This window comes from Burkholderia sp. BCC1985 (genome assembly GCF_905339915.1).
Taxonomy (GTDB): Bacteria; Pseudomonadota; Gammaproteobacteria; order Burkholderiales; family Burkholderiaceae; genus Burkholderia.
In genome coordinates, this window is sequence record NZ_CAJPGY010000042.1 from 1 (window position 1) to 24,736 (window position 24,736).

Below are 24,736 nucleotides of genomic sequence, written 5' to 3' on the forward strand. Positions count from 1 at the left end.
ACCGATGGCCGTGCTGGGGATCGGCAAGGAAGAGGCCGTTGCGCGGGCACGCAAGTATCTGGAGAAGGTCGGGCTCGCGCCGCGCGTCGAAGGCATGTATCCGTCGCACCTGTCGGGCGGCCAGCAGCAGCGTGTCGCGATCGCGCGTGCGCTCGCGATGGAGCCCGAAGTGATGCTGTTCGACGAGCCGACCTCGGCGCTCGATCCGGAACTCGTCGGCGAAGTGCTGAAGGTGATGCAGAAGCTCGCCGAGGAAGGCCGCACGATGGTCGTCGTCACGCACGAGATGGGTTTCGCGCGCAACGTGTCGAACCACGTGATCTTCCTGCATCAGGGGAAGATCGAGGAAGAGGGCGATCCGCGGGAGATTCTCGTGAACCCGAAGAGCGAGCGGCTCGGGCAGTTCCTGTCGGGGCGGCTCAAGTAAGCGGGGGCCGCCGCAGCCTGGAACGCTAAATGCTTGTTTCGGACGACTCTTTCGATCGAGGAGCGCCGCGATGAGCACGCCGACCCCTACCGCGTTTTCCCACGTGAAGCCGCAGGACACCGCATATCAAGGCGAAGGCCTGCGCGACTTCTTCCTGTATCGCGATCTCGGCATCGCGGCCGCGACGAACGGCAAGGTCGTCGCGCAACTCGTCAGGGCGAATCATGCACCGGCGGCGGGCACCGGCTGGCACCGTCACGAGGCCGAGTTCCACATCGTGATGATGCTGAAGGGCTGGGCGCGCTTCATGTACGGCGACCGCGAGACGCTGGTGAGCGCCGGCGACTGCGTGCACCAGGCGCCGGGAATCGTGCACTACCTGTTCGACTACTCGCCCGACATGGAGTACCTGGAGATCGTCGGGCCGGCCGATTTCAAGTCGATCGACGTCGAAGGGCCATGCGACGTGCCTGCGCCGACGCCGTGGGGCGACGCGGGCGCATAGCCCGCCGTCGCATCGGATGCGAGGCATCCGCGTGACCAAGAAAGACCGCCTTCGGGCGGTTTTTTTATGGATCCTGTCCGGGCTTCGGGTTCCGACCGGGTCATTCGACATCCGAAGCATTTGCCGCGTAAGGAAATCGAAAAGACAGGCGGCAATTTGTCAGCTTCGCGTGATGTTTCGTTACACCGTGTCAAAGATCGTCAATTCGATGCAGGTGCGGTGCACGGCGCGTCGGCGACCGGCGTTAAGGACGTAACAGCCGGACCACCGGCTGGCCTACCCAGGAGAATGTCCATGACCCGCATCGCGAAGATCCTGACCGCGACGGCCGTCGCCTGTGCCACCCTCGTGCCGGCGCTGGCCGAAGCCCATTCGCACCGCGTGTGCCATTTCGATCACCACCATCACCGCGTGTGCCGCTGGGTCCGTTGACCCGCGACGCGTTATTCCCGGCAAAGCGTCGGGACGCTTTTCCCGTTCAGGCAAATCAGGAGAGGATTATGAAAAAGACGATGTTGATCGCCGCGCTCGTCGCCGGCATGGGTGTGTCGATCGGTGCGTTCGCACAGGTTCCGGCCAGCGCGCCGGCCGGTACGACCGGGCTGTGCAAGGACGGCTCGTTCTACTCGGGCGCGTCGAAGAAGGGCGCGTGCGCCGGCCACAAGGGCGTGAAGACGTGGTATGGCGCAGCGTCGGCAGCCGCGGCGAGCGCACCGGCCGCGGCCCCCGCGAGCGCGGCTGTCGCTTCCGCCGCATCCGGCGCCGCCCCGGCGAAGAGCGCGCCCGCGACGACCGCCGCGGCGGCACCCGGCGGCGGCGCGGGCAAGGTGTGGGCCAACGACAGCACGAAGGTCTACCATTGCTCGACCGACAAGTACTACGGCAAGACGAAGCACGGCAGCTACATGTCGGAAGCCGATGCGAAGGCGAAGGGCTACCACGCGTCGCACGGCAAGGCCTGTTCGTAACACCGGCGGAACGCGCGAGCGTTGCCGCTCGCGCACTGCCCGGCACCGCGCCCCGCCGTGCGGGCGGGGCGATTCGAGCGCAACGCCGGTGTGCCGCACCGAGCGTTGCCATCCCGCGCGGGCTCAGTGCACGTGATCGGATGGCGCCGCGGCCGCCGTCGCGTCGCGACCGGCCGCGCGCGCGTCGAGCAACGCCCGCAGCGTCACGTAGTGCGCGCCGCTCGCGCTGCCGTCCGTGGCGGCGGTGCGATCGTACGGCTCGTTGTCGTGGATCGTCGCGCGCACGATCGGATAGATCTGCGTTTCCCAGCGGCCGCCGTTGAACACGCCATAATGGCCCGCGCCCGTCTGCACGTGGTGCGTTTTCAGGTACGGCGGCAATCCCGAACACAGCTCCTGCGCGGCTACCGTCTGGCCCACGGCGCAGATGTCGTCCTTCTCCCCCTCGATCGTCAACAGCGCGGTGCGGTGGATCGCGGCCGGTTCCACCAGCCGGTCGCCGACCGTCAGCTCGCCGCGCGCGAGCGCGTATTGCTGGAACACTTTCTCGACCGTCTCCAGGTAGAACTCCGCGGTGAGGTCGGCCGTCGCGAAGTATTCGTCGTAGAAGTGGCGCAGCGTGTCGGCCTTCGCGGGGTCGCCTTTCGCGCGCTCGTAGTACAGGTCGGCAAACGACGCCGCATGGCGGTCGGGATTCATCGACATGAACGCGCCGACCTGCACGAAGCCCGGATACACGCAGCGCTGCGCCCCGACGAAGCCGGCCGGCACCACGCTGATCAGGTTGCGCGCGAACCATTCGATCGGCCGGCTCGTGGCGAGCGCGTTGACCTTCGTCGGATTCACGCGGCAGTCGATCGGCCCCGCCATCAACGTCAGGCTCGCGGGTTGGGCGGGATCGCCGGCGGCGGCCATCAGCGCGACCGCCGAGAGTGCGGCGACGGTCGGCTGACAGATCGCGAGCACGTGCGCATCCGGGCCGATCTGGCGAATGAAATCGATCACGTGCCCGACGTATTCGTCGAAGCCGAAGCGACCAGCCGCGAGCGGGATGTCGCGCGGGTTGTGCCAGTCGGTGATGTACACGTCGTGATCGGCCAGCATCGTGCTGACCGTGCCGCGCAGCAGCGTCGCGAAATGCCCGGACATTGGCGCGACGATCAGCACGCGCGGCTGGCGCGCCACCGGCCGCGCCTTGCGGAAATGCAGCAGCGTGCCGAACGGCGTGGCCGCCGCGGCTTCCTCGACGATCGGCACCGCTTCGCCGTCGACGACGGTCGACGCGATGCCGAACGCCGGACGCCGGTGCGAGAACGCGCAGCATTCGAGCAGTTCGCACAGCGCGTCGACCATGCGGCCCGTCGGGGTCGACGTGGCGGGCGGCCACAGCGACATCGTCGCCCGCGTGGCGGCCGCCCATGCGCGCGCCGGACGCAGGCATTCGGCAGACCATTGGTAGAAAGGATAGGCAAGCAGGTTCATGGCCGTCGTTCGTTGCGTCGCGTTACGTCGAGCGAGGCAAGCCGTATGCCAGCGTGCGGCTGGCACGCGCGTTGCACGGGGTTTGCGAATGCGGCGATACGCGTGGCGACGCGCGCGGCGTCTCATGCGGCGATGCATGCGGCGCGTGGGGCCCGACGACCGAATGCGATGCGCCGCCGTTGCCAACGAGGCTCGGCGTACTCGATGTGTCGCTGCCCCGGGCAGCGCGCTGCGCCACTTCGGCGAATGCTTCGCACAGGCGTGGTGCGCTTCGCACGGCGCGGTGCGTGCTTTCGGTGCAGGGGTACGAACGGCAATCAGCAGGGGAGCGACATGGACGTTACCGGACAGACGACGTTGACCATCAGCAGCCGCAATTACTCGTCGTGGTCGATGCGCGGCTGGCTGCTCGCGAAGCTGAGCGGCCTCGCGTTCGAGACGATCAGCGTGCCGATCGATGCGGCATCGCGCGCGGAACTGCTGCTGCTGTCGCCGTCGATTCTCGTGCCGTGCCTGACGCACGACGGCAGCACGGTATGGGACACGCTCGCGATCGCCGAATACCTGAACGAAATCCGGCCGCAGGCGCGGCTGCTGCCCGACGACCGGCATGCGCGCGCGCATTGCCGGTCGATCTGCGGCGAGATGCATTCCGGTTTCAGTGCGCTGCGCTCCGCGCTGCCGATGAACCTGCGTGCGCATTTTCCCGGCTTCCGGATCTGGTCGCGTGCGCAGCACGACATCGAGCGCATCGTGACGATCTGGCGCGCGTGTCTGGCCGCGTATGGCGGCCCCTGGCTGTTCGGCGAGCAGATCGGCATCGCCGATGCGATGTACGCGCCGGTCGTCACGCGATTCCTGACGTACGACGTGAAACTCGAACCCGATATCGCCGAGTACTGCATGCGCATGCTCGCGCATCCGTTCGTGGCGGAGTGGATCGATGCCGCGAAGGCGGAGCACGAAGACATCGACGAACTCGACATGGAGTTCTGACCTGCAACGCACCTTCGCGCGTTCAACCGGATGACCGGCACGTGCATCGAAACGAATCGTCGATGCGGCCGCGCGTGTCCTGCTCGTGCATTGCCCGCGCAGCATCTGTCGGGCATCGCGCCCCGCCGTTTCGGCGGGGCGTTGCTTACCTGTTGCCGGGCACTCTGAGGCTCGCTCCCCGCATTGCAGCACGGCGCAGCAGGATCAGGGACTCGTTTTGGCCGGCTCGGCCGCGGGTGGCTTGGCCGGACGCGTGAGGAGTTCGCGTGTGAGGTTGTCCGACACATAGTGCGGGCCATCGAACAGATAGACTTGATAGCCCCGGTAGGTTGTCAGCTGCCTGCTCAATTCGTCGGCGCTGGCCGACCGGAATCCCCCGTGCTCGGCGGGCCGGAAGGCCTCCGCGATTACCCGCACACGTTGCTTTCCGAGGCGCGAGGTCAGCTCGTCGACATAGGCGCGCGCGACGTAGGGTTCGCGCGCATAGACGCCGCAGCCGTCCTGGAAGAACACCCCGACGTCCGACGGCAGCCACGACACGAGCCAGTCTGCCAGCGCCTTCCCGCCGATATTGGTCTGGTCGTAGACGCTCACCCACAGCGGACGCGGCAGTCGCTTCAGGATATCGGCAAGCTTCGGCGCGTCCTGCCAGGTCGGGTCGATTTCGACCGGGAAGTAGTAGCCGGTGACATTCAGCGGAACGTGCGTGCGCGCTACCGCCAGGGACTGGTCCGCGAGTGTCGACAGATGGGTGCGTGCTCGCTTTTCATCCTGGTAACCGGCGAGGCCCAGGATGACGTTTCTGGCCCAGGGTTCGCGGCCGATGCGCCCCCAGTCGGGAAGGTGTGCCGCGGGACGGATGCCGGCGTCGGGCACGTACGCGGTATCGTCGACGACGCTCCACTGGATCAACAGATCATGTACGCCGAGCATCTGCCAGTTTCCGACGGGATTCGTCGTCGCGTTGTCCACCTGCCAGACGATTCCGTCGGCATGCACGTCATGCGGCGTCCAGCTGCACGCGGCCACGGCGAGCGATGCACCGACGGCCGCGAGCATCGCCGCGCGGGACGAACCCGGCGCGTGCGCGTGCCGGCGTCGCCGGCCTGCGTGTCGGAACCGGCCCAGACGCAGTCGAATCCCGCGCAAGGCCGGGATGGCGTACGTGATCATCGCGGCCTCCCCGGAAGCATTCCTGGGCGACATCGTAGCCGATCACATGCAAACGTGCGACCCGCCTTGCTGCTGCGGGTCGCACGAGGCTTCTACCGGCTCGCGTCACTTGGCCGTCGTGCCGTCCGCCCATGTGTAGCCGAGATTCGTGATGCCCGTCACGATACTCTGGAAGTCCTGGAAGGCGGGCAGTCCGAGATCGGGCTCGAGCCAGTACGGATGGAAGAAGAACGACGCGAAGCCGTCCCGTACCGCCAGACCGTATTGCGCGTTGGTGACGATTTGCTGCCACGTGTACGTGATGCACGAGAACGGGTCTTTACTGCAGATGTTGTATTGAAGGCTGCCCAGGTTCTCCGGAATGATTCGTTGCCCGTAGTAATCGGAGTTGATGATGTACGGGAAGAATTGCCCGGCAGAAAAGTCCTGGTTGGGCGCGCCCGTCCCGATCTGCGGATTGGTCGACGTGTAGTAGACGGCCCGCTGGAACGTGGTCGGGAACGTCTGCGCCGTGGCCGTTGATGCCATCGGCGACATCTGGTACTGCGGCGCAGCCCAGCCGACGATCTTGTAGCCGTTGAGCGTGAACTCGAGCAGGCCGTCGGCCATTCTGCCTTTCGCCCATTGCACCGAGTCCTCGTCGACCGGACGATTCTGGACTGCGTACCAGAACTCGAAGTCGCTGCCGCTCACCGCATTCTGAAGATTCGGCGTCGAGTCATACTGGTGCGTATAGCCGTGCATCACGATCGAGCCGCCGCGCAGGAGCGCGTAGTTCAACCCGCTCTTGAGGCCCGTTGCCTGCGCGAGGTGAATCGTCTCCGGCACGCCGCCGTTGTAATACCCGTTCGGGTCGGTATACAACGGAATGGTCGCCATCGTGAACTTGATCTTCTTCGAGTACAGATAGTCCGACAGCTGCCTCATCGAGCTCGTCGTCGTGAATGCGTCCAGATCCTCGAGGCGGACCAGCGCGCGATGATTCACCGGCGCATTGGTCTGCAGGATGTCGTGCAGGATGTCGCATATCACCAGGTAGCGATCCGTCGGGCCGATGTAGGAGAACGGCATGTCCGCGAAGTACCAGAACTTGCCGGAGCGCATGACGTAGGGCGTGGTTGCGCCGCTCTTGCTGTTCTTGATGGTGACGAGCACTTGCGCCTTGGTGGCATCGAGAACCTGGGTCAGGCCGACATCCGGGTCCGCGTTGATGGCGCCGGTCGACGCGTCGAACGCGTAGTACTTGACCATCGCCAGGTTCTTGTACGTGACGGTGTCGTAGAAGCCGGGATTCGGATTGCTGGACGATGGCGTCGCGTTCATCCCGGCAAGGCCCAGGAAGCTGAACCCGAAAGTCTGGTTGAACGTATAGGCCGTGTTCCACGCGAGCTGCCACAGGTTGTACTTGAACCAGACCACGGTTTTCGTGGCGGTCATCACGTCGCTCATGAACGCCGTCGGAATCGGGTTGTTGTAATAGTCGCCGATATAGAACGTGGCGTCGTGGCTCCCGATCATGCCGGACGTGTAGTTCTGTATCGGTACCAGGTCGACGGTCGTATTGAAGTGGCCGAGCAGGTTCCTCAACATGATGCTGTACATCAGGCCGAGCTTCGAAAACGGGTCGTTGGCCGGGTTGTCGTATAACACGAGCGTATGTGCGGTCGTGGTCTGCGCGTGGGCCGTGCCCGGCAATGTCATTTGCGCGAGTCCGGCAAGCAGGGCTATGACGATCAAGATCTTTTTCATGGCCGTATCTCCCTAGTCGCGTTCGACGTTGCCGCCGTGCTTCTTGACGGAATTTCTGCTGAACTTCGGGCGCCCCGTCTCCTTGTATGCCTTGTCCCAATCCTCATCGGACATGCCGGGTTTCACGTTGACTTGGGCAGAACCGTTTGGCAATGGCGGCGGCTTGATCTTGCCGCCGGACGACTGGTTCGTCTGCTGCGCACTCGCATGCTGAACCGCGCTGGTGATGACGAGCGCGGGACTGAATGCAAGGAGTAGCCCAACGGTGCTCAACCCGATTCGAAAAAATCGATTGCGATGCGAGGGCATGATTTTCATCCTTTGATATGCAAATTGGATTCTCGTTAACGAAACGAGCACGCCCCATTGCCGATTTAGAATCGGGTGTTATGTCGTTATTTTTTTGCGTTTAATACCCCGGTTAATGAAACGAAACCGGACAGTTGGCTTTCAAGCTAGTTCTGTACCATCCGCCGCAAATGGACACCGGGCCGGGACGCCAAAATCGGCGCGTCGAGACGGTCCGAAATTGTCTCGATAAACGTTTCACGCATGCAACGCGACTGGTTTCGGAAATTGGGTCCGACGAACGCGTAACGTCTGTTTGAGCGATCCAGGTGAAACCGGTTACGTGCTTCGTTCCGCCCACGGCAACGCGGCAACCGAGCCGGCGGCGCATCCATCCAACGGCGACCGGAGCACCGGATTTTCGGTTTCATCGTCGATCCGTCCGTCCAGGATCGACGGAATCGCGTGACGCGCTCCGGTCGCGATGATCGGGGGCGCGGGTAGAGAACCTGCCAAACGTCTCATATTCGGAACGCCGGTCCGCATGTTTCAGCACTGAAACATTTGGCTTGGTTTCGATTCGCCGATCGTGCGCGGCACACGCCCGGTACCCGGAAGGCGCAAGAGTGGTGGACGATGGCGCACGACTTGCTTGAAGCGCTGTGTATTGAAAAGAGACGGTGTATGGGGCGCACTGCGTAGCGCTGGATCGGGGGCCGCTGCAAGCGCCGGCGCACGCAGGGACGAACGCAAGCAAGCGGAGAAACCGGCTGTCAAAAGTCATCCACTGAACACGTTGCATTTTTGGTGATGTTGCGTGGTCGTATCAATAGCGCTCCAGGCAGCCGCGAGTCTTTTGAGAACGACGAGAACGGATGCGGCGTTAGCCGCAGGAGTGGACGTGACGGGGTCGACGGGGACGGGGCGGTTTCGTCTTCCGTTCGTACGAAGGAAGAAATACAGACGGACGAAAATCGCGGAAAGGTAATGGATAATATGATATGGAGTGCGTATTTATATGCACTCAACCTTGTCGCCATTGTGACCGCCCTCGTCATCCTGGTCAGCACGCTGGATGACCTGACGCTGGATGGCTGTTACTGGTCATTCGAAATCGGGCGCATCCTGCGTCGCGAGAAATCGCAGACCGTCGACATCGGCATGCTGCGCGCGCAGGAAGAGCGCCATCTGGCACTCATGGTGCCTGCGTGGAAAGAGTACGACGTGATCGCCAAGATGATCGAAAACACGCTGGCGACCATCGAGTACGAGCGGTATGTCATCTTCGTCGGCACCTATCACAACGACGCCGAAACCACGGCGGAAGTCGAGCGGATGGTTCGCCGGTATCCGGGCAGGGTGACGCGTGCCACGGTCATGAACGACGGGCCGACCTGCAAGGCGGACTGCCTCAACTGGATTCTCGAAGCGATCCTGCGTTACGAAGCAGTCCATCATATTCAGTTCGCGGGCGTCGTCATGCACGACTGCGAAGATGTCATTCATCCGGTTGAACTCAAGTACCTCAACCATGCGGTGGCGGAGAGCGATCTGGTCCAGCTTCCGGTGCTGTCGTTGCCCCGGAAATGGAACGAGTTCGTCGCCGGCTGCTATCTCGACGATTTCAGCGAAACGCACCAGAAGGACGTGCCGGTGCGCGCACGCTTGACCGGAGTCGTGCCGGGCGCGGGTGTTGCGTCGTGCTACAGCCGGCGTGCGATCGAAGCCGCGATGAAGGCGCGCGACGGCGGCCCGTTCAACACGCGTTCGCTGACCGAGGACTATGACTTCAGCTTCCGGTTGAGAGACCTCGGCATGAAGGAAACCTTTGCCCGCACGCCGCTTTCGGACATCGTGCGCGATGCCGGCGGCAAGCGCGCAAAGGACGGTGCCGCCGGTCGAAACCTGCTGGCCACGCGCGAGTACTTTCCCAAGACATTCCGCACCGCCTACCGGCAGCGCGCGCGCTGGATTCTCGGCATCGCGTTTCAAGGCTGGGAGCAACTCGGCTGGAAGGGCGACTTCCTCACCCGCTACATGTTCTTCCACGATCGCAAGGGCATCGTGACGTCGCTGTTTTCGGTGATTGCCTATGGCGTGCTGCTCAACTTCGTGTTGCTTTCCGCGCTTCAGAAAGCCGGTCACGTCATTCCCGCCAGCGCTCAACTCGTGACGGCCGGTGCCTGGGTCACGCCGCTGCTGTGGGTCAACACCCTCATGCTGTTCGCCCGTGCCGGACAGCGCTTCTACTTCGTCAGCAAGCTGAACGGCCTGCTCCAGGGGCTGCTCTCGATCCCGAGGATGTTCGTCAACAACCTGATCAATTTCTGCGCGGTGAGTCGCGCGTGGCGCATCTATGTCGGCCACCTGGTGAGCGGCAGGCCGATCGCGTGGGACAAGACCAGTCACACATACCTGTCCAACGAGGAACTCGGGAAGGCGCGCCGCAAGATCGGCGAGATCCTGGTCGGCTGGGGCGTGGTTTCCCTGGCGCAACTGGAGGACGGCCTCGAGCGGCAACTGACATGCGGCAAGCGGCTGGGTGAACTGTTGCTCGAAGGCAGTGCGTTGTCCACCGAATCGCTGGCGGATGCGATCGCCGAGCAGGCGGATCTGCCGCGGGTGAGCCTGGGCAACGTCGCGGTGGGCCACTTCGCGGACTCGCTGGCATTCGAGCTGCAGTACGCGTATCGTGCCGTTCCGTTTTCGACCGCCGCCGACGGGACGCTGAACGTCGCGGTCGGGCGGCCGCTCACGCAGGACGAACAGGACGTCGTGCGGCGCGGCGCCCGAACGAACGTCGCCTATTTCATTGCCTGCGATGCGGAGATCGCCGCCGAACTCGGCCGGCATTCGCGCTTCGTCGAGATCGCGCGGCTGCGCGATGGCGACGACGCGACGCAGCAGGCAGTGCCGGTGAAAAAGCCGTCGGGAGAACAGGCATGAAGCGCTCGACACGTCGGATCGCGGCCGGCCTCAAGCGCTGCGCACGGTTGAGCGCGCTGGCCGTTGCCATGTCGCTCGCCTGGCAGGCGCCGGCATCCGCCGCCCAGCAGCTCAACCCCAAAGCCTATCGGCTCGCCGATGGCGCCTACAAGGCGATCAACGCAGGCGACCTGCCCCGCGCGGAAGCGTATGCGTTGCGCGCCCTCAGGATTCAGCCGGGAAGCGAACAACTCGGGCTGTTGCTCGTGGATGTGTACCGGCGCGAAGGGAAAGTCGACGAAGCGGACGCGCTGCTGGAATCGCTGAGCGTTCGTTTTCCGAAAAGCGCGGCGGTACTGGCGCAGCATGGCTATCTGGCGCAGCGGCAGATGCGCTACGACGTCGCGTGCAGCAATTTCGCGGCGGCCGTCGCGACTGGAAACTGGAGCAAGGAGCAGCAGCGCAACTTGCGCCTCGCGTGGTCGGACAGTGCGCTCGCGGCAAAGCGTCCGCACGAGGCCGGCGTCGCGCTGGCGCCGCTGGCCGATGAAAAATCGGCCGTGATTCAGTTGCGTATCGCGCAGATGAGCTTGCAGGCGGGCGACCACGACAGCGCGCTGCGCGTGGCCGAGCTGGCGGCCGGCAACGCGTCGACCGATGCCGAGCGGAACATGGCCGCGTCGATCGCGGCACAGGCGCGGCAAGCCGACCAGCCGCCCGAGGTGCCGGTGGACGATACCGCGCAACGGACCTTGCAGCACGCCTATGATCTCCTGCGCGAGCACAAGGATCGCGAGGCGCTCGACGCATTTCAGGAAGGTTTCGCCGGTGGCGCCGGCAACGCGATGAACTATGCGGACGCCGGCTATGCGGCCAAGCGGATCGGCTTGAACGAGCAGTCCGTCCAGATGTTCGAGCAGAGTCTCGACGCCGACGAAAACGAACATGCGTTCGACGCGCAGCGCAAGTTCGGCTATCGGCGCGAGGTAGAACAACTCGAGCGCACCTGGGGTTTCGTGCTGAGCGCGCCATACCAGTCGGCCGCATTCGGCCCGCAAGGCACGATCAGCGTGCTCCAGCCGGGTATCGAGGCGTATTGGCAGCCGCCGAAGATCGGCTATCGGAACGGCCGCATTCTCCAGTTCTTCGTGCGTGGATACGGCACGGCCTACGACGGCACGGGCAACGTGACTGGCATGCCGACCGTGCAGGGGTCGGTGGGCGTGCGCTACAAGCCGATACCCGATCAGAACGTGGTGGTGACCGCCGAGCGGTTGTTCCATATCGGCAGCCTGTCGATGACGGACTGGCTGATGCGCCTGGGTTACTCGTCGGAGGCGGGCACCGACCTGCGGGTCACCGAACCGAGCTGGCGCAGCTGGCAGGCCTATGTAGAAGGTGCGTACTTCATCAATGCCGGGCGTTACATCATCTATTCGGAGTTGCGTTACGGGCACACGTGGCGCTTGCCGATGATCAGCGACCGGCTGACCGTCTACCCGCACGCCGCGGTGGCGGGCGATCACGACAACCGTCAGCCTGACAAGACGGCAATCGGTGCGGGGCCAGGGGTCCAGTTCAGGTACTGGTTTCGCGAAGGCAGGTATACCGCGCCGGCGAGCTATCTCGACGTGACGGTGCAATACCGGTTCGGGTTGACGTCAGCGGCACGCGCACGTGGTCTCGTGGTACGCGCGACATTGTGGTTCTGAGCAACTGCGCTGACGATCAGGCGACTCGATGGTGAGGCCGATCAGCTGGGCGACTTGAGCGTGATGATCGTTTGACGCAGCAGCTGGAAGTACGAGCTCGTCGAATACGGGACCATCTGCTCGGCGTAGTTCCACCAGAAGAATCCGCCGATGAAACGCGGATCGGTCATGCTGTTGACCATCGGGTAGTAGGTCTTGATCAGGTTCTGCTGCACCGACGCCGGCGCCGCGATATCCGACGTGCCGATTTCGCCGAAGCCGACCTTCGCGTTCGGGAAGATGCTTTCCAGCGCCGCGAAGTCGTTTTTCCACGACGGGTTCAGCCCCGGGCAATCCTGGTACGGGTAGTAGCTGAACAGCGCGTAGTCGGCCTGCTGGCGAACCGTCGCCGGCAGGAACGCGGTCGGCCACGTCTTCCAGTAATCCTGCGGCTTCTCCCAGCAGTTGTTGCCCTTGCTGTCGTCGTTGTAGTACAGCGTGATCGCGGTCTTGCCGCCGTTCGATTTGACGATCGTGTTGGCCGCGGCGACCATCTGGCCGATCTGCTGCTCTTCCGAATTGACCACGGTGTTCGTGCCGCTCGGATCGTTGCGCAGCCATTCGCCGTTGATTTCGTTGGCGATTTCCCACACGTCGACCGTGTTCTTCAGCTGCGACACCAGTTCCTGCGTGCGCGCCTTGTACGTCGTGATATCCGTCGGGAAATAGTACGAATCGTAGACTTCGCCCATCACGTATGCGACCGAGTGCAGGCGCAGCAGCGGTGCGTAGTAGTCGGCGGCCGACGTGCCCGGATCGAACACGACGCGCACCGTCGGTCGGTACGGCAGGTTCTGCAGCGACGCGATGATCGCATCCAGTTTCGTCAGGTCATCGAGCGTGACGCCGTAGACCGGATTCTTCAGCGGTTCGACCTGGGCGTTGGCGGTTTGGGACAACGGCATCAGCCCGGCATAAGCAACGCATGCGGCAATGGCCGTGCGTGAGATGGTTTTCGTCAGTTTAATCAAAACTTCGGTTCCGTCCTAAGGTAAGAAGAAGCGCGATTTTAGACGAAAATAAAAGGTAATTATCGGACGATATGCGCAATAAAGGGGCGGATGTCGCGGAATGGAAATTGCTGCGCGGCTGGCTGGTGATCAAAAACGCAGCATCCCGAAACGTTTGCAAGCGGGCATCGGTAGGCCGGCGCGACGGGGAATCTCCTGACGAGCGGGCGTGGGCGGCGCATTCGGGTATACGCACTGTGATTCGGCCTCGGCTTCGGCTTCGGCTCGGCTCGGCTCGGTTTCGGTTTCGGTTTCGGCTTCGACTTCGACTTCAGCTCGGCGCGGCTTCGGCATCGGCATCGGCATCGGCATCGACATCGACTTCGACCTCGACATCGGCATCGTCAACACTGCCGTGCTCACGATCGGCCGCATCGTTTGCGATGGCCATGCGGTGATCCGCTCGCGCCCGGTGGCGCACGAACGCGCACGCATCGAAGAATCTGCTGACGATGCCCGCAATCCGCAAACGTTTCACGTTGATTTTCGTCGGTAACGCGCAGGATTTCGCTAAAGGATGCCGGCGCCGATGACGTTAAACGGGCACGGGGATGACTGCCGATCGCATGCATGTGACATGCGACGCGCAGTCCGCAACAACCAGCGCTGCAGGGGAACCAACATGAATCGTCAGCAATCGTGGACGCGTACGGCCGCGCCCGGCGAGATCATCTACTCGGAGGGCTTCGCCGGCGAGCCCGTCATCTTTCTGATCGCCGACGGCAAGGTCGAGCTGTCGACGCGCTGCGACGACAAGCGCGTCGTCGTCGCGACGCTCGGGCGCGGCGAGTTCTTCGGCGAATCGGCGCTGCTCGCCGCCGAGCCGCGCGCGCATACCGCGAAGGCACTGTCGTTCTGCCAGCTCACGGTCGTGCCGGCCGCGACGATCGACGAGGAAATCGAGCACGTGTCGGCGCTGCTTCGCCACATCGTGCGCACGATGATCCGGCGCGTGAAGCGCAAGGACGACCAGCTCGCGACCTATACGCATGCCGACTTCATGCCGGGCGTGCTGTCGTATGCGCACGTGCTGTCGCTGATGGCGGGCGCCGACGCGCGCGGCTCCGACGACGCGTGGTCGCGGCGGCCGATGCAGGCACATGCGGAGGTGTCGGTGCCGCTCGCGGAGGTGATCCGCCGGTGCCGCGCGATTGCCGGCCATTCGCGCCCGCACGTGCTTGCGATGCTGCGCCGCATGGAGAAGCTCAATCTCGTCACGATCGAAGCCGCGCAGGGCGACCATGCCGGCGGCGCGGCCGATTACCCGGCGTCGTCGGATGCGCGCCAGACCGTCACGTTCGATGCGGCGCGCGTGGTCGATCGCGCGCAGCAGGTTGCCGATCACGATCTCGACGTGTCGATCAACAGCGAGCTGGAGCTGATCGAGCTCGCCGATCTCGAAGCGCTGATCGGCGTCGACCGGAAGCTGCTGCTCAACAAGCTGTCGCACGGCGAGATCGCCGACGAGGTGTTCGCGTTCCGCAAGTCGAAGGTGCTCGGTTACGTCGGGCAGAAAGGCGTCGCGTATTTCTCGCGGCGCAGCCCGCGCGCCGGCGGCGACGTGCGCGCGCTCGAGGATCTCGTGGGGGTCGACCAGCGCACGCTGTTCGACGTGATCAGCGCATTCGACACGTACGATCTCGCGAAGCTGATCGCGAGCCTCGACGATCGCGCGGTGGCCGACAAGCTGTTCTCGGTGATGACGGAAGCGCGGCGCAACGAGGTGTCGTGGGTGATGCGCCGCGAGCTCAAGCTCGACCCGATCGAGATCGAGGAGATCGAGCGGCGCGTGCTCGATGCCGTGCGCGCGGCCAAGGCGCCGGCGGCCTCCGCGCCGCCGGCTTCATCCGCCGCGTGACGCCCACCCGACGGAGACATTCATGGACCTGTTGACCCTGGCCGGCGTGCTGCTCGGCGGCGTGGCGATCGTGTTCGGCTTCGCGCTGGAAGGCGGACATTTTTCGATGTTGTTCCAGTTCGAAGCGCTCGTGATCGTGCTCGGCGGCACGCTCGGCGCGGTGATGATCCAGAATACGTGGGCGCGCTTCTTCGATGCGGTGAAGCAGCTGCGGCTCGCGTTCGTGCGCGCGCAGGAAGTCGACCGCAAGCACCTGACCGACCTGCTGGAGTGGGGCGATCGCGCGAAGCTCGACGGGCTGCTCGCCTTCGAATCGATGGACGTGAGCGGCATCCATCCGTTCGCGCGGCGCGGGCTCGAACTGCTCGCGAACGGCGTGTCGACCGCGGTGCTCGAGGACGCGCTGCAGCGCGAGCTGGACGCCTACGAGCGCAGCCGCCTCGCGGCCGCGCGCGTCTGGCACCAGGCCGGCGGCTATGCGCCGACGTTCGGCATTCTCGGCTCGGTGCTCGGGCTGGTGCAGGTGACGAGCCATATTCTCGAACCGGCGCAGCTCGGGCCGGGCATCGCGGTCGCGTTCATCGCGACGCTCTACGGCCTCGCATTCGCGAACCTCGTGTTCCTGCCGCTCTACGGCAAGCTGCGCGCGCAGATCGACAGCGAGCTGCGATTCCGCAAGCTGTATCTCGACGGCTTGCTCGCGATCTCGCGCAAGGAGTCGCCTCACACGATCGAGACGCGGCTGACCGGCGACGTGCGCGGCCGCGCGGCGGAGTCGCTCGCATGACGCACCGGGAGCTTCGACATGACCGCTCGAACTGACGGCGCGCGTGCGGGTTCGGCCGCGGCCGGGCGCGACGACGATGAGGCCGAAGGCACGCAGTCCGGGCGCTGGCTGATTTCCTACGCGGATCTCGTCACGACGCTGATGGTGCTGTTTCTCGCGCTGTACGTGCTGCAGCTCGCGAAATACAACGCGCTCGATGCGCGTTATCAGACGCTCGCGCGGCATGACGGCGGGACGGCAAGCGCGCCCGACGCAGCGACCGGGCGCATGCCCGCGTGGCTCGCATCGCTCGACGCGTTGAAGACGGCCGGCCGCATCTCGCTCGTGCGCGCGCCGCACGGCATCGAGATCGGCATCGACGCGAAGATCCTGTTCAACGTCGGCGATGCGCGCTTGCTGCCGGACGCGACACCGGTGCTGAGCCAGATCGCGCAGGCGCTGAGCGCGCATGCGAGCGGCGACATCCTCGTCGAAGGGCATACCGACAGCGTGCCGATCGCGAACGCGAAATACGAGTCGAACTGGGAGCTGTCGTCCGCGCGGGCGGGCAGCGTCGTGCGCTATCTGGCCGATCGCGGCGTCGCGCCGCACCGGCTCGCCGCGATCGGGCGGGCCGATACGCAGCCGCTCGTCGCGGGCGACGATGCGGCCGCGCGGGCGCGCAACCGGCGGGTGACGATCTTCGTCGCGTATTGAGCGCGCGAACCTCGACGGGCGCGCGACGGCCGCCCGTCGACGACATATCGGATCTCGGATGACGAACATGTGAACCCGGCGATGCGATTCCGCGCGTGCCTGCCGATAACCCAGTCTGGCTCAGACCGAGCGGTTATCGAGGGTTCCCCATGCATTTCTGGCGCAAGCTGTCCATTCAGAACAAGCTGATTCTCAGCATGACGAGTTGCCTGCTCGTGTTCGTCGCGATTTCGAGCGGGTTGAGCGTCCGTCTGATCGGCAACGCCGTGCGCGATCGCGTCGTCCGCGAGGAGCTGCCGACGGCCGTGAGCGGCATCCGCGCCGACGTGCAGCGGCAGATGGCCGGGCCGATTGCCGCGTCGCGCCTCCTTGCGCGCGATGCGTTCCTGCTGCAATGGGAGGCCGACGGCGAGCCCGATGCCGGCACGCGCAGCTGGATTCAGCTCGCGAAGAACGTGAAGGACGAGCAGAAGGCGGCGTCCGTGCAGTGGGTGTCGGTGAAGAGCGGCAACTACTACAACGAAGCCGGCCTGCAGCGGAAGGTCACCGACCAGGATCGATGGCTGACGGATTTCCTCGCGTCGGGCAAGGCCTACGAGGTGAACATGGACCGCGAGGTCACGGCCGGCGGCTACATGATGTTCATCAACAGCCGGGTGGAGCTGGACGGCACGCCGATCGGTGCGACCGGCATGAGCCTGTCCGTCGACGCGCTCGCGAGGGGGATCGCCGCATACCGGATCGGCAATACCGGGTTTGCGTACCTCGTACGGCCGGACGGCGCGATCATGATGCATCGCGATGCGTCGCTGATCGACGGCAAGCACTTCCTGAAGGACGAACCGGGCCTGCCTGGCGACGCATCGTCGACGCTGCTGGCCGGCAAGCCGTATGCGACGCTGAGCTACGACGGCGACGGCGGCGCGCGCTTCATCGCGACGTCGTTCGTTCCGGAGCTGAATGCATACGTGGTCGTCGAAGTGCCGCAGGCCGAACTGCTCGGGCCGGTGACGCGTGCGATTCGCAGTGCGGCGCTCGTCGCCGCGATCGCGGGCCTCGGTGTCGCGCTGGTCGTGATCTGGCTGGTCGGGCGTGCGATCGCCGCGCCGATCCGCCGCGCGGCGACGCTGCTGTCGGACATCGCGAGCGGCCAGGGCGACCTGACGCGCCGGATGACGGTCGAAAACCAGGACGAGATCGGCCAGCTGTCGGACGCGTTCAACCGTTTCGTATCGTCGTTGTCGACGCTCGTCCACCGGATCCGCGCGGCGTCCGCGTCGATTGCGACCGGGTCCGCGCAGATCGCGTCGGGCAATGCCGACCTCAGCGAACGCACCGAAGGGCAGTCGGGCAACCTCGAGCGGACGGCTTCGTCGATGGAGGAGATCACGGCGGTCGTGCGCAACAACACCGAAACCGCGACGACGGCCGCGCAGCTGATCACCGGCGCAGCCGACACGGCGACGCGCGGCGGGCAGGTCGTGGGCGAAGTCGTGACCACGATGGAGCAGATCAGCGATGCGTCGCGGCGGATCGCCGAGATCATCGTGATGATCGACGGCATCTCGTTCCAGACCAACATCCTCGCGCTGAATGCGGCGGTCGAGGCCGCCCGCGCCGGCGAGCAGGGGCGCGGGTTCGCGGTCGTCGCGGCGGAAGTGCGGAACCTCGCGCAGCGCAGCGCGCAGGCGGCGAAGGAGATCAAGGCGCTGATCGAGCACAGTGCGGGGACGGTGAGCACCGGGTCGCGGCTCGTCGGCGAGGCCGGCAAGGTGATGCGCGATGTCGTGTCGCAGGTGCAGGGCGTCAGCGCGATGATGAGCGAGATCGCCGAGGCGAGCCTGGAGCAGAGCGCGGGCATCGACCAGATCGGCGATGCGGTGCAGTCGCTCGATCAGATGACACAGCAGAACGCGGCGCTGGTCGAGGAGAGCGCGGCGGCCGCGGAGAGCCTGAAGCAGCAGGCGGCGGATCTGACGCGCCTGGTATCGGCGTTCAAGGTAGATGAATAGCGTCCGCGCGACGTTAGAATGAACGCGTTTCTGGGGGACGGCTGCCGTGGGGATACGGTAGCCGTTTTCGCTGTCGGCGCGGGAATCGGTGACGTCATAAAAATGAAGCGCATTTCAAGACTGAAGATCGGGGTGGGGGCGGTGGTGGTCGCGGCGGTGTTCGCCGCGGTCGGGGCGAAGGTGATCGCATCGCCGGCGGATGCGTATCTTGCCTATCGGAAGCAGGCCGCGGCGGCGGTGGTGGCGGCCCGGATGGAGGATCGGGCGGGCCTCGACCGGCAGTACACGGCCGACGTGAACGCGCGGCTCGCCAAACTAATTGGCACGGTCAGGGCGCGAGGGTTCGTCGCGCAGGCCGAGGGCACGGTGCAGAGCGTCGGCCCCGTCGACGGGATGCCGCCGGGGCCGGACGGGTTGTCCTTCAAGTCGGACGACGGCAAGACGCATCTCGTCGTGACGACCGTTCCGCTGCTGAAAGCCTGGGCGAGCACGGCGGACGCCGGCATCAAGCCGACCGACGACGTCGCCGCGATGTTCGGCAACGAAACGCTTTACACGCACGTATTCAGCGACGACGCCGCGGCGTTTCGCTTCGCCGAGTTGCCCGTCAAGCGGCAGCCGGCCGACGGCGTGGTGAAGGCGTGGCTGCTGGGCGAAAGCCAGGACGGCGTGCCGGACGGGCCGAACACGCTGGCCGTGTCGGTCCGGCAGGGCCAACGCGTCTATATCCTGTGGCGGGGCGTGACGCTGCGCCCGATCGCGGCGTGCGACGCGGCGCGCGTGCCGGAGAACGCGCGGCAGGCGTGTTTCGCCAAACAGGTGGGGGGCCAGCGGATTTATCCGCGGCTGGTCGCGCAGGCGCAATCGATGGCCGATGCCGTGGTCCGCTAGCGGGATAGCGGGCGGCGGAGACGGGTCGCAGCCGTCCATCGCACGGCGCGATTCGACGGCGCTGGACGGAGGTTCGCGTGCGACGATTGACGGTCGGCGACATCACGCGTCGCCGACCGTCGGCATGCCGTCCGGCGAGCGACTTCAACGCGAGCGCAACGCCTGCAACCCCAGGGTGAGCGGGTTGAACGGCATCTCCGCGGCGCCCATCGAAAAGCTCGTCGCCTTTGCGGTCGCCCCGGGCGCGTGCATCAGCGCATGAACGATCCGCTCGCTCGCATGGCCGTCGCCATACGGATTGCTCGCGCGCGCCATTTCCTCATACGCGCTGTCGCTGTCGAATAGCCGCGACGCCTCCCAGACGATCCGCTCCTGGTCCGTGCCGACGAGCCGCGCGGTGCCGGCGTGGATCGCTTCGGGCCGCTCGGTCGTCTCGCGAGTGACGAGCACCGGCTTGCCGAGTGCCGGCCCTTCCTCCTGGATGCCGCCCGAATCGGTGATGATGAAGTGCGAGCGTGACATCAGGAATACGAACGAAAGATATTCCTGGGGTTCGATCAGGTAGATGTTCGGTACGCTGCCGAGCAGCGCGCGCGCCGGCTCGCGCACGTTCGGATTCAAGTGCAGCGGATAGACGAACTGCGCATCGGGATAGCGCTTCGCGAGCGTGCAGAGCGCCTCGCAGAAATGCCGGAACGGTTCGCCGAAGCTCTCGCGGCGATGGCCGGTGATCAGCACGACGCGGCGCGACGCTTCGAGAAACGGAAAGTGTGCGGCGACCTTGTCGTGCAGCGCGCTATCGTGGTCGAGCATGCGCTTGACGTCGTGCAGCGCATCGATCACGGTGTTGCCCGTCATCACGACCGCACCCACCGGCACGCCTTCGCTGAACAGGTTGTCGCGCGCCTGGCCCGTCGGCGCGAAGTGCCATGACGACACCGCATCGGTCACGCGGCGATTCAATTCCTCCGGCCACGGCGACCAGATGTCGCCGCTGCGCAGGCCCGCTTCCACGTGCCCGACCGGCAGATAGCGGTAGAACGCCGCGATACTGACGGCCAGCGTCGTCGTCGTGTCGCCGTGCACCAGCACGACGTCCGGACGCAAGTCGTCGAAGACGGTCCCGATCGCCTGAAGAATGCCGGTCGTCACGTCGGTCAGCGTCTGGCTCTGACGCATCAGATTGAGATCGTAGTCGGGCTTGATGTCGAACAACGTGAGCACCTGATCCAGCATTTCCCGATGCTGGGCGGTCACGCATACGCGGGCATCGACATCCTTGCGCGCCTTCAGCGCGCGGACGAGCGGCGCCATCTTGATGGCTTCCGGTCGAGTTCCGAACACAAGCAAGATCTTTTTCATCGATGTCCTCGTTGAGCATCTTCGCGCCGGAAGATCCGGCGTCTGGCGCCAGGCATGGTTGCAGGCCACCCGTCCCGTCTCCGCATGTATCGGCGCCAGTCGCGCGACATGCAGCGGTATTGCGGGGCGAGCGCGCCGTTTTTCTCCGCGTGGTCTGCGCCACGCAATCGTCGAACTACGGCCGTCCCGTTGCACCTCGTCAATCACGTCATGAGCATTTCTCGCTGTGTCGATCGCCATGTCTGCCGGTCAGGCCGCGTACGTTTCCACGTCGCTGCGCGCCCGTACCCGTTCCTCCTTCCGATAGAGCAATATTCAAACCAGTGGCCCTGTGGCCGGCCCCGCTTCGCGCCGCACCGGTGGAATGCCAGGGAACGTTTCACAATTGCTACGAGCGCGATTGCGGCGCCCTGCCGCGATGGGGGTAAAAATCCGACCGTTCGCGCGATCGAGCCGGTCACGTCATGCGACGGATGGCGACTTGCGTCACGCGCTGGCTGCCGATCGAACCGCATGCGCCGTGTCACGCGCCTCGGAGCGTTTCGACATGCGAGTTTTGTCCGGGCAACGTGGGGAACGTCGTCGGCTGCCACGCATTGCCTCCGTGCGAAGGATGGCCCTCACGCATCGCGGCGCGTGCATCGTCCGCACCGGGCGATGCGAAACGTTGCGTATCTGTAACGACCGTCCGGAGCCGGCCGGCCATATCCGCAAGGCGGTTGGTCGATGTGTGCCGCGCCGCGCACGGGGCGTTGCCGGACAAGAGCCCTGCAACGACAGCCTGCAGCGGTGGACTTCGAGAAAGGGTGGCGCGCGACGTTTCGGTTCACTGAAGGCGGAAGATCCCGCTAGGGGGGAGGTGAACCCTGATTCACCGGTGAATCAAAAACACGCGATCCGTGCCGCGAGCCCGTCGATCGGGTACCCGCAGGCCATTGCATCACGGGGCAGGGCGATCCATGGCTCACCGCTTGCTTGTTTCAGGAGGACAGGCGTGCCCGTCCGAGTTCGAGCGACGACGGAAGGGCGGGGATACCGATACGACGAACCCGCCAGGCGCGACGACACGTGCCGGGCGGGCGGCGTGCAGGCCGCGCTTGACCGCGCATCACAGCCGGTTGCCGACGCGACGGAGTGTGTGCCGGCCATTAGGCCGATGCCGACCCGCTCGCTCCCGCCCATGCGGGTTCACGATGGCGAAGACAACGGTGACCGGATCGCGTTGATACAGCAGCGCACGGTCGATCAACGGAAACAGGGGAAGGAGACGTGTCATGTGTGGCATCGTCGGCGCGGTCGCGCAACGGAACATCGTTCCGGTTCTGATCGAAGGTTTGCGCCGCCTCGAGTATCGCGGCTACGATTCATGCGGCGTGGCGACCGTCGTCGACGGCCAGGCGCGTCGCGAACGCAGTGTGTCGCGCGTCGCCGATCTCGACGCGCACGTGCGCAGCGCCGGGCTGTCCGGCAGCACCGGCATCGCGCACACCCGGTGGGCAACGCACGGCGCGCCCGCCACCTGCAACGCGCATCCGATCTTCTCGCGCGACGAAATCGCGCTCGTGCACAACGGCATCATCGAGAATCACGAGACGTTGCGCAGGCAACTGTCCGACGAGCATTACCAGTTCGACGGCCAGACCGACACCGAGGTCGTCGCGCACCTGATCCACAGCAAGTATCGCGGCGACCTGCTCGCCGCCGTGCGCGATGCGACGTCGCAGCTGCACGGCGCATACGCGATCGCGGTGTTCAGCAAGCACGAGCCGCAGCGGCTGATCGGCGCGCGGGTCGGCTCGCCGCTCGTCGTCGGCCTGAAGGACGACGAATGTTTCCTCGCGTCCGACGCGCTCGCGCTCGCCGGCATCACCGACCGCTTCATCTTTCTCGAGGAAGGCGACATCGTCGAGTTGACGCCGGGCGGCGTGCGTATTCTCGAACGCGGCGGCACGCCGGTCGATCGTCCGATCCAGACCGTCTCGTCGACGCAAGGCGCGGTCGAGCTCGGGCCGTACCGGCATTTCATGCAGAAGGAGATCTTCGAGCAGCCACGGGCCGTGGCCGCGACCATCCCCGATGCGGGGCTGTTCGATCCGGCGGCGTTCGGCCCGGATGCCGCGCGCGCGTTCGGGCAGATCGACAACGTGCTGATCCTCGCGTGCGGCACGAGTCACTATTCCGGCCTGACCGCGCGCCGCTGGCTCGAGACGATCGCGCGCCTGCCGGCGCAGGTCGAGATCGCGAGCGAATACCGTTACAGCGACGCGCTCGCGTTGCCGAATACCCTCGTGGTCAGCGTGTCGCAATCCGGCGAGACCGCCGACACGCTCGCCGCGCTCAAGTATGCGCAGGCGCTCGGGCATATCGATACGCTCGCGATCTGCAACGTGCCCACCAGCGCGATGATGCGGCAGACGAGCCTGCGGTTCCTGACGCGCGCCGGCCCGGAAATCGGCGTCGCGTCGACCAAGGCGTTTACCACCCAGCTCGTCGCGCTGTTCATTCTCGCGGTGACGCTCGGCCGGTTGCGCGGCTACGTCGACGATGCGCAGCTCGCGCGCTATGCGATGCAGCTGCGGCGGCTGCCGGGCGCGCTCGACGACGTGCTCGCGCTGGAGCCGCAGATCGAGCGCTGGGCCGCGGAATTCTCGCGGCACGAGAATGCGCTGTTTCTCGGGCGCGGGCTGCATTACCCGATCGCGCTCGAAGGGGCGCTGAAGCTGAAGGAGATTTCGTATATCCACGCGGAAGCGTATCCGGCCGGCGAGCTGAAGCACGGCCCGCTCGCGCTGGTGACGCACGCGATGCCGGTCGCGACGATCGCGCCGAACGACGCGCTGCTCGAGAAGCTCAAGTCGAACATGCAGGAAGTGCGGGCGCGGGGCGGTCAGCTGTACGTGTTCGCCGATGCCGATACGCGGATCGACGACAGCGAAGGCGTGTCGGTGATGAGGATGCCGGATTACTACGGCCTGCTGTCGCCGATCTTGCACGTCGTGCCGCTGCAGTTGCTCGCGTATCACGCCGCGTGCCTGCGCGGCGCGGATATCGACAAGCCGAGGAACCTGGCGAAATCGGTGACGGTCGAGTGACGGGCGGGGCCGGCCGACGATTGCCGGCCGGCCCGCGCAGGCGGTCAGCGCAAGGCCGACGCCCGGGCCTTCACGATCTTGCCCCGCTGCAGCACGTACGCGACACGTTCGCCTTCTCCCGCGACGAGGCCGATATCGTCGAGCGGATTTCCGGCGAGCACGACGACGTCATGGGCGCAGGGAATCGGAGGAGGCTGTCGACACGATACGGGCGGATCGAACGGAAACCGGAAGGCGGGAAAATCGTTGCCGATCGGCCCGTTCGTTGGGGAGATCATGTGCAACGCGCGCCCGGCCAGACCACGCGCGCCGTCAGTCAGGGCCGCATCGCTTCGCCCGAACAGCGGGTCGCGAGGTAAAACAGTTACAAGTTAGCCGTTGACGCGCATCTGCCCGGCGGTTAGTGTGTGCGTCGAAGTCCAAGAAGTCCGATTGCTGTTCATCAATTGCTCGCTCTCCTCAGCGGTATTCGTTGTCCTCTCCCTCCTTGATGCTTCACGCGCTCTCCAGCAGGGCAGATCTTCATTTTTTCTCAAGGAATCTTCATGGATACCGGTATCGTCAAGTGGTTCAACGACAGCAAAGGCTTTGGCTTCATCACGCCGGACAACGGCGGCGACGACCTGTTCGCTCATTTCTCGGAAATTCGTGCCGACGGCTTCAAGACGCTGGCTGAAAACCAGAAAGTGAGCTTCGAGACGAAGCAAGGCCCGAAGGGTCTGCAAGCGGCCAACATCAAGCCGCTGTAAAGTCTGAAGGGCCCG

General features: G+C 65.2%; 21 protein-coding genes. 15 read left to right on the plus strand and 6 right to left on the minus strand.

Annotated elements, in window-relative coordinates; genetic code table 11:
- The 4 genes from U4Z31_RS29875 to U4Z31_RS29890 all read left to right on the plus strand — a co-directional run.
- Window positions 1–427: ATP-binding cassette domain-containing protein (locus U4Z31_RS29875; RefSeq protein ID WP_321812195.1), on the plus strand; the 427-nt coding region annotated here is incomplete at its 5' end.
- A gap of 70 nt (window positions 428–497) precedes the next feature.
- Window positions 498–932: a cupin domain-containing protein gene (locus U4Z31_RS29880; protein ID WP_321812196.1), complete on the plus strand. Its 435-nt coding sequence runs from the start codon at window positions 498–500 to the stop codon at window positions 930–932.
- A 294-nt stretch (window positions 933–1,226) separates the two neighbouring features.
- Window positions 1,227–1,364, plus strand: coding sequence for an HHHH-motif protein (locus tag U4Z31_RS29885; RefSeq protein ID WP_193759812.1), 138 nt, complete (start codon window positions 1,227–1,229; stop codon window positions 1,362–1,364).
- 68 nt (window positions 1,365–1,432) lie between these two features.
- Window positions 1,433–1,900: a DUF3761 domain-containing protein gene (locus U4Z31_RS29890; RefSeq protein WP_044848073.1), complete on the plus strand. Its 468-nt coding sequence runs from the start codon at window positions 1,433–1,435 to the stop codon at window positions 1,898–1,900.
- Window positions 1,901–2,023: 123 nt separating this feature from the next.
- Here U4Z31_RS29890 and U4Z31_RS29895 read toward each other — a convergent pair whose 3' ends face one another.
- Window positions 2,024–3,382 (minus strand): polyhydroxyalkanoate depolymerase, encoded by a 1,359-nt coding sequence (locus U4Z31_RS29895; protein ID WP_321812197.1) that lies wholly within the window; start codon window positions 3,380–3,382, stop codon window positions 2,024–2,026.
- 333 nt (window positions 3,383–3,715) lie between these two features.
- Here U4Z31_RS29895 and U4Z31_RS29900 point away from each other — a divergent pair, with 333 nt between their 5' ends.
- Complete coding sequence (locus U4Z31_RS29900; protein ID WP_044848071.1) at window positions 3,716–4,378, plus strand: glutathione S-transferase family protein; 663 nt, start codon at window positions 3,716–3,718, stop codon at window positions 4,376–4,378.
- Between the two features lie 204 nt (window positions 4,379–4,582).
- Here U4Z31_RS29900 and U4Z31_RS29905 read toward each other — a convergent pair whose 3' ends face one another.
- From U4Z31_RS29905 to U4Z31_RS29915, 3 genes are all read right to left on the minus strand, one after another.
- Entirely contained in the window at window positions 4,583–5,551 is a 969-nt protein-coding gene (locus U4Z31_RS29905; RefSeq protein WP_321812198.1) for a hypothetical protein, read from the minus strand.
- 105 nt (window positions 5,552–5,656) lie between these two features.
- On the minus strand, window positions 5,657–7,300 hold the full coding sequence (locus U4Z31_RS29910) for a DUF2334 domain-containing protein (RefSeq protein ID WP_044849235.1): 1,644 nt from the start codon (window positions 7,298–7,300) through the stop codon (window positions 5,657–5,659).
- Between the two features lie 12 nt (window positions 7,301–7,312).
- Complete coding sequence (locus U4Z31_RS29915; protein ID WP_321812199.1) at window positions 7,313–7,618, minus strand: hypothetical protein; 306 nt, start codon at window positions 7,616–7,618, stop codon at window positions 7,313–7,315.
- A gap of 957 nt (window positions 7,619–8,575) precedes the next feature.
- Between U4Z31_RS29915 and U4Z31_RS29920 the strand changes: the two genes are divergently transcribed.
- Window positions 8,576–10,534 carry a glycosyl transferase family protein gene (locus tag U4Z31_RS29920; protein WP_321812200.1) on the plus strand — a complete coding sequence of 653 codons (1,959 nt, stop codon included), beginning with the start codon at window positions 8,576–8,578 and terminating at the stop codon, window positions 10,532–10,534.
- Window positions 10,531–12,225 carry an NfrA family protein gene (locus tag U4Z31_RS29925; RefSeq protein WP_321812201.1) on the plus strand — a complete coding sequence of 565 codons (1,695 nt, stop codon included), beginning with the start codon at window positions 10,531–10,533 and terminating at the stop codon, window positions 12,223–12,225. Before U4Z31_RS29920 ends, U4Z31_RS29925 begins: the two co-directional genes overlap by 4 nt.
- 41 nt (window positions 12,226–12,266) lie before the next feature.
- Here U4Z31_RS29925 and U4Z31_RS29930 read toward each other — a convergent pair whose 3' ends face one another.
- Window positions 12,267–13,169 (minus strand): hypothetical protein, encoded by a 903-nt coding sequence (locus tag U4Z31_RS29930; RefSeq protein ID WP_321803116.1) that lies wholly within the window; start codon window positions 13,167–13,169, stop codon window positions 12,267–12,269.
- A 274-nt stretch (window positions 13,170–13,443) separates the two neighbouring features.
- Between U4Z31_RS29930 and U4Z31_RS29935 the strand changes: the two genes are divergently transcribed.
- From U4Z31_RS29935 to U4Z31_RS29960, 6 genes are all read left to right on the plus strand, one after another.
- Window positions 13,444–13,770: a hypothetical protein gene (locus tag U4Z31_RS29935; RefSeq protein WP_321812202.1), complete on the plus strand. Its 327-nt coding sequence runs from the start codon at window positions 13,444–13,446 to the stop codon at window positions 13,768–13,770.
- Between the two features lie 126 nt (window positions 13,771–13,896).
- Window positions 13,897–15,132 (plus strand): cyclic nucleotide-binding domain-containing protein, encoded by a 1,236-nt coding sequence (locus U4Z31_RS29940; protein WP_321803114.1) that lies wholly within the window; start codon window positions 13,897–13,899, stop codon window positions 15,130–15,132.
- A gap of 22 nt (window positions 15,133–15,154) precedes the next feature.
- Window positions 15,155–15,919 carry a flagellar motor protein gene (locus U4Z31_RS29945; RefSeq protein ID WP_044847579.1) on the plus strand — a complete coding sequence of 255 codons (765 nt, stop codon included), beginning with the start codon at window positions 15,155–15,157 and terminating at the stop codon, window positions 15,917–15,919.
- An 18-nt stretch (window positions 15,920–15,937) separates the two neighbouring features.
- The gene (locus U4Z31_RS29950) at window positions 15,938–16,615 is read left to right on the plus strand and encodes a flagellar motor protein MotB (protein WP_321812203.1); all 678 of its coding nucleotides are present in this window, start codon (window positions 15,938–15,940) and stop codon (window positions 16,613–16,615) included.
- 149 nt (window positions 16,616–16,764) lie between these two features.
- On the plus strand, window positions 16,765–18,627 hold the full coding sequence (locus U4Z31_RS29955) for a methyl-accepting chemotaxis protein (RefSeq protein WP_321812204.1): 1,863 nt from the start codon (window positions 16,765–16,767) through the stop codon (window positions 18,625–18,627).
- Window positions 18,628–18,729: 102 nt separating this feature from the next.
- Complete coding sequence (locus tag U4Z31_RS29960) at window positions 18,730–19,518, plus strand: hypothetical protein (protein WP_321812223.1); 789 nt, start codon at window positions 18,730–18,732, stop codon at window positions 19,516–19,518.
- Window positions 19,519–19,662: 144 nt separating this feature from the next.
- Here U4Z31_RS29960 and wecB read toward each other — a convergent pair whose 3' ends face one another.
- A complete protein-coding gene (wecB, locus tag U4Z31_RS29965; protein WP_124488785.1) occupies window positions 19,663–20,880 on the minus strand; it encodes a non-hydrolyzing UDP-N-acetylglucosamine 2-epimerase in 1,218 nt (405 codons plus the stop codon).
- A gap of 1,274 nt (window positions 20,881–22,154) precedes the next feature.
- On the opposite strand from wecB, the gene glmS reads away from it, so the two are divergent.
- Window positions 22,155–23,972 (plus strand): glutamine--fructose-6-phosphate transaminase (isomerizing), encoded by a 1,818-nt coding sequence (gene glmS / locus U4Z31_RS29970; RefSeq protein ID WP_321812205.1) that lies wholly within the window; start codon window positions 22,155–22,157, stop codon window positions 23,970–23,972.
- A 545-nt stretch (window positions 23,973–24,517) separates the two neighbouring features.
- Entirely contained in the window at window positions 24,518–24,721 is a 204-nt protein-coding gene (locus tag U4Z31_RS29975; RefSeq protein ID WP_006485974.1) for a cold-shock protein, read from the plus strand.
- Window positions 24,722–24,736 lie beyond the last annotated feature (15 nt).